5 protein-coding genes are annotated in these 9244 nt (G+C 36.0%); 2 read left to right on the top strand and 3 right to left on the bottom strand.

The window, feature by feature from the left end:
• Positions 1–346: 346 nt before the first annotated feature.
• Entirely contained in the window at positions 347–1693 is a 1347-nt protein-coding gene (locus Q4503_RS07440) for a DEAD/DEAH box helicase (RefSeq protein ID WP_303601849.1), read from the top strand.
• A 97-nt stretch (positions 1694–1790) separates the two neighbouring features.
• On the opposite strand, the gene Q4503_RS07435 is transcribed toward Q4503_RS07440, so the two are convergent.
• Both Q4503_RS07435 and Q4503_RS07430 read right to left on the bottom strand, forming a co-directional pair.
• A complete protein-coding gene (locus Q4503_RS07435; RefSeq protein WP_303601848.1) occupies positions 1791–4094 on the bottom strand; it encodes a YgiQ family radical SAM protein in 2304 nt (767 codons plus the stop codon).
• A 162-nt stretch (positions 4095–4256) separates the two neighbouring features.
• Entirely contained in the window at positions 4257–4700 is a 444-nt protein-coding gene (locus Q4503_RS07430) for a hypothetical protein (protein ID WP_303601847.1), read from the bottom strand.
• Positions 4701–4961: 261 nt separating this feature from the next.
• Here Q4503_RS07430 and Q4503_RS07425 point away from each other — a divergent pair, with 261 nt between their 5' ends.
• Complete coding sequence (locus tag Q4503_RS07425) at positions 4962–5627, top strand: response regulator transcription factor (RefSeq protein ID WP_215974631.1); 666 nt, start codon at positions 4962–4964, stop codon at positions 5625–5627.
• Between the two features lie 44 nt (positions 5628–5671).
• Here the strand turns inward: Q4503_RS07425 and Q4503_RS07420 are convergent, their stop codons facing one another.
• Positions 5672–9220, bottom strand: coding sequence for a PAS-domain containing protein (locus tag Q4503_RS07420; protein ID WP_215974598.1), 3549 nt, complete (start codon positions 9218–9220; stop codon positions 5672–5674).
• Between the last annotated feature and the right edge of the window lie 24 nt (positions 9221–9244).

Below are 9244 nucleotides of genomic sequence, written 5' to 3'. Positions count from 1 at the left end.
CACAGAATATTTCAACTAGTTTATTCACGCCCGTTCCTTATTATCTTTCTGTTTTTTCTTGGTCGAAAGATCGGATCGTGGAACGGGCACTTAGTTCAATTTAATTAATTCTTATCCCGAGCTGAGGTTAAATAAGCGATGAGCGGTATAGCAAGAAAAATTAAGTGCCTTAACTTTAATTTTTCTTGCTTATGTTAAGCCTTAGACCAGAAGAAAATATTATATTGAAATCAAGCCATTGTTAATTTGACTTCACTAACGGCAAAGTTAGTCAGATTCTACTAACTTAATACTGTATAAATACGTTAAAATGTAGTCATTATCTTTGCTTGAGCCTCTAATATTCATGAATACTAACAATACCAAAGTTGCTATACCTGCTAGTTTTACGCAGCTTAACCTTATTTCGCCTTTGGTCGCACGTTTAGCTGAGTTGGAATATCAGCAACCAACGTCTATTCAAGCGCAGGCTATTCCTAATGTGTTAGCCGGGCGTGATATTATTGCCGGCGCAAATACTGGGTCAGGTAAAACAGCAACGTTTGCGCTTCCTTTGTTGCAACAACTTTTTAATGAAAAAGCACAAAACAACAAAAGCACTGGCAAGGAGGGCAATTTTGTTAGTGGGTTAATTTTAGTACCTACGCGTGAATTAGCGAAGCAAGTTGCTGACAATATTCGATCTTATGCCGCACACCTTAATGGTGCGATTAAAACCGTGGCAGTATTTGGTGGTGTGTCGGCAAATACTCAAATGTTAGCCTTACGCGGTGGTACTGATATTTTAGTAGCAACGCCTGGGCGATTACTCGATTTGATATCAAGTAATGCTATTAAGCTTGATCGCGTTAAAACCTTGGTGTTAGATGAAGCCGATCGCATGTTGAGCTTAGGTTTTACTGAAGAGCTTTCTGCGTTATTAGCATTAATGCCAACCAAAAAACAAACGTTACTATTTTCAGCAACGTTTCCAGAGCAAGTTAAAGCGTTAACGGAAAAATTACTTAACAACCCTGTTGAAATACAAGTGCAAAATGCTGATGCTAGCACTTTAGTTCAGCGTGTTTTTACCGTGAACAAAGGTGAAAAAACAGTATCACTTGCGCATTTAATAAAACAGCATAAATGGCGACAAGTACTGGTTTTTGTTAATGCTAAAAAAGGCTGTGAACACCTAGCTTATAAACTGTCTAAGCATGGTATTGTCGCTGAAGTGTTTCATGGTGATCAAGGACAAGGTGCACGTAATCGTGTGCTTGAAGGGTTTAAAGCTGGCGAGATTGATGTGCTAATTGCAACCGATATTGCAGCTCGTGGTTTAGACATCGAAAAACTGCCTGTTGTTATTAACTTTGATTTACCAAGAAGCCCGTCAGATTATATGCACCGCATCGGTCGAAGTGGCCGTGCTGGCGAAGTGGGATTAGCGTTATCCTTGATTGATTATGAAGATTATCATCATTTTAAAATCATCGAAAAGAAGAATAAGATCATACTTGAACGAGAAGAAATTATTGGTTTTGAAGTTGATGAAACACTTATTGATCCGTCTTTTTCTGCAAATAAGCCAATGGCGCCGCCAGAAGGTAGGGGTAAAAATAGTGGTAAGAAAAAAGCGAAAAAGAATTTAAAAAGTAAGTCGTCTATTAATACCGATATTTGGGCGGGTTATTTAACATCAGATTCTGAGTAACGCTTAAATATAGATAAGAAAACAAGAAGTAATACACTCAAGTGTTAGCCAGCGTTAGTTTACATTGTTACTAACGCTAGCGTATTTATGGTATTCGCTATCTTTTACCTTTTCTGTCATTAAATTGGTTGTCTGCAAATCGCGTTAACCCTTTTTTATGTGCTGGTGTTCTTTTTCCCTTACCTTGTCCTTGTTTAGGTCTATTTTGTCCAGGGCTGCTTTTAAAGCCATGTGCATTATTTTTACCTTGTCGTCTATCATTATGATTACGTTGCTCATTACGTGTTTCTCTTGGCACTAGGCAGCTTGGTGCAGAGCCAATCAACTTACTTAGTCCCATTTTGGTTAATGCTGCACGTATTTCAGGCCAGTTGTTTTGATCATGATAACGTAAAATTGCTTTATGTAAACGGCGTTGAATTGTGCCCTTAGGAACAGTAATGGTACCGTCGTCTCTAGCAATATTTTTACTGGTTACATTACGTAAAGAGTTAATCTCGGTGTGATATAACGTTGTTGCATTGGCTAAAGGTGATGGGTAAAAATTCTGTACTTGATCAAGTTTAAAGTCGTTATTTTTTAGCCATAGTGCTAAGTTAACCATGTCTCTGTCGGTTGTTCCTGGGTGTGCAGAAATAAAGTAAGGAATTAAATACTGCTTTTTACCTGCGACTTTAGAGTAATGATCAAACATTTCTTTAAATTTATCATAGCTACCCATACCAGGCTTCATCATATTAGCTAATGGACCCGTTTCGGTATGCTCTGGTGCTATTTTTAAATAACCACCAACATGATGAGTTGCTAATTCTTGCACATATTCAGGATGTTCAATGGCTAAATCGTAACGGACACCTGATGCTATAAGTACCTTTTTAATACCTTTTACTTTTCTCGCTTTTCGATACAGCTCTATCGTTGGCGTGTGATCTGTATCTAAATGACCACAGATGGTTGGCCACACACAAGAAGGTTTACGACAAGTTGCTTCAGCTTTTTCACTTTTACAATTAAGCTGATACATATTGGCAGTAGGGCCACCTAAATCAGAAATAACGCCAGTAAAACCTGGTACTTTAAGTTTTATATCTTCAATTTCAGCAATAATAGATTCATGAGAACGAGACTGAATAATACGGCCTTCATGCTCGGTAATAGAGCAAAAAGTACAACCACCAAAGCAGCCTCGCATAATGTTGATAGACGTTTTAATCATGTCGTAAGCGGGGATTTTAGCATTACCATAACTTGGGTGTGGTACACGTTGATAAGGCAAACCAAATACACCATCCATTTCATCTTGCGAAAGAGGTTTGGCAGGTGGGTTCAACCAAATAATTCGGCTGCCATGAGATTGAACTAAAGGTTTTGCCGATGTTGGGTTTACTTCTTGATGAAAAATACGAGATGCATGCGCATAAAGGACTTTATTGTCTTTAACTTGTTCAAAAGTAGGCAAGTTAATATAAGTATTTTCCCAAGGTTTAGCCTTTTTTTCCCATGTAGTATTGCGAGAATAACTACTTTTACTTTCATTAAAATCTGAAATATTGATTACTTGTGCAGTTTTTGTAATATCTTTTAAATCGCTATTTGCTTCAGCCGTGGCGGCTTCATTGTCGCTACAACTTTCTGAGGTTATTTCAGCATAAGGATTGATTATAGGTTCTATTTTACCAGGTCTGTCAATATCACGTGAATCTATACCTTTCCAACCGGGTAGGGCTTGGCTCGCTAAAAATGCACTACCACGAACATCCGTGATTTTTTTAACGTCTTCACCTTTAGCAATACGGTGTGCTATCTCAATAAGAGGACGCTCTGCATTACCATATATGAGTAAGTCAGCTTTTGAGTCAAATAATACTGAGCGGCGAACTTTATCAGACCAATAATCATAATGAGCGATACGGCGTAAACTTGCTTCTATGCCGCCAATAATAACAGGAACGCCTTTAAAGGCTTCTTTACAACGCTGAGTATAAGCAGTTACTGCACGGTCGGGGCGTTTGCCACCTTCATCATTTGGTGTATAAGCATCATCATGACGCATACGACGTTCAGCGGTATAGCGGTTTATCATGGAATCCATATTACCCGCGGTAACACCAAAAAATAGATTTGGTTTACCAAGCTCCATAAAGGCATCTTTTGAGCGCCAATCAGGTTGCGCAATAATACCAACACGAAACCCTTGCGATTCTAACATTCTGCCAATAACTGCCATGCCAAAACTTGGGTGGTCTACGTAAGCATCACCTGTGACAATAATAATATCGCAGCTATCCCAGCCCAATACGTCCATTTCTTTTCTCGACATAGGAAAAAATGGTGCTGTACCGTACATTTCGGCCCAATATTTTGGGTAGTCGAATAAGGATGGCTGTTGTGCTTTGATCATAGAAGAACTCAATTTATTTGGTAATATTCAGCATGCTGAAACTTAGCGCGCGATCATAACAAAAATTGAGTGGTTTTTCTAAAGGTATCTATTATCTTTAAATACAATGCACTTATGTTGGTATTAATTGGATAAATTTAAAAAGAGTTAGTTGGCTAGGTTTTAATGTAATTTACATTGTTCCATTAAGAAACAATGTGTTTTTCCTTTTTTTGCAGATATTTCGAGTTCTGCAATTTCATCAGCGTTAAATAAACTATTCGATAAAATAACAGCAGAGCAATTACCTTTACTTAATACTGAGGTAATTTGTGCTAATGCTATTTTTGCTCGGTTAGTTACAGAGCTTTTATAATTCACCATAAGTATTTTTGATACATCTACACCATGTGTTTTCGCTAGTTTCTCAATAGAGTTTTCTTCTGGGTTAATAAATAATAACCATTTCTTTTCTTGCTTATGTTGATGGCAGATATGGGCATATTGACTTGAAAGCTCGAAGTCGTTTGTGACGTTAGTATGTTGAAACCAATTTATATTTAATGGTGTTGCTGTATTAAAACTATTTTTTAATTTATTGATATTATTGGTGTTAGTGTTAATCATTATTAATTCCCTTAAGGCATATTAAGTAAAAATAGACATACTGTGTTTATATACAGTATGTCTATTTTGTTTAATATTCAACCTTTTTTTGTAATTAATTTATAATTTAGTTTCATTCACGAGTAGATCAGAAAAATAAAATTTCTTTATAGCAGCATTTAATAGATTTTGTTATGGTGTTTGATACATTGAAAGTTTTCATTTGATAAGTCTTAACCCTTCCAATTAATAATTATAATTGGTTAAGCAATGAGTATAACTATGTTTAGTAACATGAAGATAATATTGGCGGATGACCATCCTTTATTTCGCCAAGCGTTGACGCTTACGTTAAAGTCAAATTTTAGTGGTGCAAAAATTTTTGAAGCACAAACTATTCCCGATCTTGAACAGCATTTACAAAGTGTAAATGATGTTGATTTATTATTACTTGATCTTGATATTCCAGGTGCAAAAGGATTTGACAGCTTAATTGCCATTAGGCGTACATACCCTGAGCTGGGAGTGGTTATTATTTCTGGTTTTGAAGATAAAGAGACCATTTATAAAGCGATGAACTATGGTGCGGCAGGCTTTATTCCTAAATCTACGCCTGTGCCAGAAATGGTTATTGCGATAAAAGAAGTACTAAGCGGTACGTTGTGGACCCCTGATGGTAAGTTTAATGGTCATGATACCGAAAAAAATATTGCAAGTGAGAAAGTTGCGTCGTTAACTCCAAAACAACATAAAATATTATTAATGTTTGCTGATGGTTTATTAAATAAACAAATTGCTTATGAATTAGGATTATCTGAATCTACAATCAAAAGTCATGCAAGCACTATATTTTTAAAATTAGGTGTTAGAAGCCGCACTCAAGCAGTAATCCTTTTGAATGAAGTGCAATCAAGTCAGAGCGTTTTTGGTCAAACTTCTATCGAATAGCTGAACGCTCTGATATCTATCTAGTGCTAAATTTATTGTTAGCACTACTTATTTGCATAGTTCTTAGCGAGCTCTTTTGTTAGCAATGCGCTCATAAGCGCTCGTAAAGCTAGCGGTTTAATAATTTTTTGTAAGTAACTAATATTATTTTGTTTGGCAAGTGCCATCAGGTTTTCATCTGTGGTTGCTGTTATTAGTACTGCTGGTAAAGAATATTGACTTGTTGACCTTAGCTGCTTAATTAATTCAATTCCGTTAATTTGATGGTCGTTGTTTTCTTTGTTGCGCTCATCATTTCTTAGCTTATGCATCGTTAGGTTTAAATCTTCATTTTTAGCTTCGGTTAGTTGATAATCAACCAAAAAAATGTCTATTTCATCTTCGTGTTTTCTATAAATTTCTTTGGCTTGTTGAGCGTTAATTGCGGTAAATACTTGGCATTGCCATGCCCTTAACAATGTTGACATTCCCTCAAGTATTGCTTGTTCATTATCAACACATAAGACGCCGACACCTTGTAAATTCATACTAGCAGTAGGTTGTACTTGTTGATCTTTCAACATAGATTGAATAATTGGAACATTAATACTAAATAAGCAACCGTGTCCGGCTTGAGATCTGAGATTGATTTTATGATCCAAAATATTGGCTAAACTTTGTGCTATGTTTAAACCCAGCCCTAGCCCTTTAGGTCCCATATAATGACTGCTTTTTAATTGGGTAAACTGTTCAAATACTTGTTTTTGTTTTTCTATTGGGATACCGGGACCATTATCAAATACTTGAATAGAAAGCTCATTTCCTTGTCGACGACAGCCTAATAACACTTTATTTTTTTTGTTGCTTTTATTTGTGTGTGCATAACGAAAAGCGTTACTTAAGAAGTTTTGGATAATCCTTGAAAGTAAGGTTATGTCACTAGCAACAAACAGTTTGCTTGTTTTACAGTGAAACTCTATTTGGTACTCATCTGTTAGCGCATTAAATTCACTGGTTAGCATAATGAACAGTTTCTCTACAGAAATTGACTCAATGCTGGGATCAATATTACCGCTTTCAATACGAGATATTTCATTGAGATCAAGCAATAAGCTATTCGCTATTTCTAAAGAGTTATCTATTTTATTTATTTGTTCGCGAACGTCATGACTGACTTTAGGGTTTAAAGATACTGAAGATGAAAATAGTCTAGCAGCCGATAAGGGTTGTAGTAAATCGTGGCTACATGCTTTTAAATATTGACTTTTTTTAATATGCGCCTGTACGGCTTTAGCTTTTGCTTGTGCTAATTCGAAGTTAGCTTGTGCAAGTTCCTTATTTGCTTGCTCTAATTCTGCAGTACGAAATTGTACTCTTGATTCAAGGTCTGTGTTTTCATCTTTGAGAACTTTTTCTGTTTGACGATATTTAGTGATATCAGAAAATATCATGACAAAACCACCACCTGGGATAGGGTTTCCTTCAATATGAATGTTTTTGCCATTTTTGAGTTTATACTCGGAGTTGTGACGACTACCCGCTTTAATAAATTCGATACGTTTTTCAACTTGTTGATTAATATCTTTAATAAAATAGTCTTGTTGACTTAGGTTGAAATAAATTAACTGACCGATAGGGCAGCCGATATAAATAATGTCACTGGGGTAATTGAAAATATCTACGTATTGTTTATTCCATGCGACTAATTTAAGTTCGCTATCAATAACGGATATTCCTTCACTAACATTTTCAATAGCGCTTTGTAGCACTGTTCGGCTAAATTCTAGTTGCTGGGTAGAGTTGTCTTCAACTAACTTAGCGACTTGATCGAAGGGCATGGTTTGGCCACTGATCGCAAAAGAAGTCACAAGTTTTGCTGATGCTGAGCCTAATACTCGAGCTAGCGTTGTTTCGGCGTGTAGTAATATAGTTTCATTAAATTGTTTACTGTGTTTGTTACGGTAAGGACGATGAAATTGCTTAAAGCATTGTTTTGCTTTTTCTTGACCAATAAAACGGGCAACTAAAAACTCGAGTTCAACAATGTCAACTTTGGGCTGAGTAGGCAAATTCCACTGCGTGTGTAGTCTATTTTTATAGAAAAATTTACTTTGCATTTGCTCTCGAATACTCTGTCTTGTTAATAAAGAAATCAGCCAAAGTGAAATAATGTTGATAAGCAACCCAAGTAAGGTGACTACAGTCGTTTTAGGTAAGTCACTATTTACAAAAGGGTGTTGGTATAAACCTAATTGTGGTAGTAAATTAAAGAGCACCCAAATAGTAAAGCCGCTGCTTATTCCTGTTAGTACACCTGCAAGTGTTGCTTTACGCCAATAAAATGCGACAAATAAAGCAGGCCCCACTTGAGCTATTGCGCCAAAAGCAACTTCACCTAGTGATGATAGAGTATCTGGTGGCGACAGTAATAAAAGGCCATAACTTAAGAAAATAACAAAGAGGACGAGTGCTTTACGAATAAATAAAAGTTGCGATTGAAAATGATTAAAATTGTGATGTTGTTTATGCGAAAACTTAAACATTAACGGGAACACAATTTCATTACTGAGCATAGTACTTAACGCGATTGTAGATACAATTACCATTGAGCTTGCGGCAGAAATAGCGCCCAAAAAGGAGAATAAAGACAGCCATACTTCGCCATGAAAAGCAGGTAAAAAAAGCACATAAGCATCCGCTGGCAATGAATCTCCATAATTCAAATGGCCGGCCAACCCTAATGGGCCAGCGAAAAAAGCAAAAATAAGCACGTAAATAGGCAAAAGCCATCTCGCCATGGCACTTGTTTTCTGCTCTTTTATTTCAACAAACATAACTTGAAATTGTCTTGGTAAACACAAAAAAGCAGACATAACAATAATTAGCATGCCGAACATACCAACAAAGTTAGAAAAATCAAATTGTTGCTTAATACTTAATTGATCTTTTGATAGCGCCCAAATATCCATTGGCGAGTCATAAATAATAAAACACACAAACAAGCCTACCAAAAGAAAAGCGATTAATTTTACGAGTGATTCAAAAGCAATGGCAATCATTACGCCAGGGTGACGCTCTGTTATATCAATTGTACGAATACCAAAAATAATAGTAAATACGGCCAAAATAATGCTAACAATTAACCCTATTTTCCAAATAGGTAAATGCTGGGTTTCTTGTAAAATTTGATAGGAATAAATAATCGCTTTTAGTTGCAAGGCTATATACGGCATAGTTCCGATTAAAACGACTATGGTAATAATAACGGCCAAACTTTGAGATTTACCAAAACGTGCGGAAAGTAAGTCAGCTATAGAGGTTATTTTAAGTTGTAAGCTTGTTTTTATCATCCGCTGAATAAAAGGCCAAGCAAATACAAATAATAAGATAGGAGCTAAATATACTGAAATGTAGGTATAGGAATTATTAGCTGCTTGTGCACTTGTACCTAAAAAACCCCATGAAGTGCAATAAACCCCTAAAGATAAGGCATAAATAATGGCTTGTTGTTTAGTTTTTAGTTTATTTCTGTATTTACCACCTAAGTGGGCAATCAGAAATAATAAACTTATATAGCCAATGCTAACGCTAACCAATAACCAATTTGCAAACATACTTATTCCAGAAAACTAAACCTT

The organism is Colwellia sp. 6_MG-2023, assembly GCF_030547765.1.
Lineage (GTDB): Bacteria > Pseudomonadota > Gammaproteobacteria > Enterobacterales > Alteromonadaceae > Colwellia.
The sequence above is the reverse complement of the archived record's forward strand: the minus strand, read 5'-3'. Positions and strand labels throughout refer to the sequence as shown.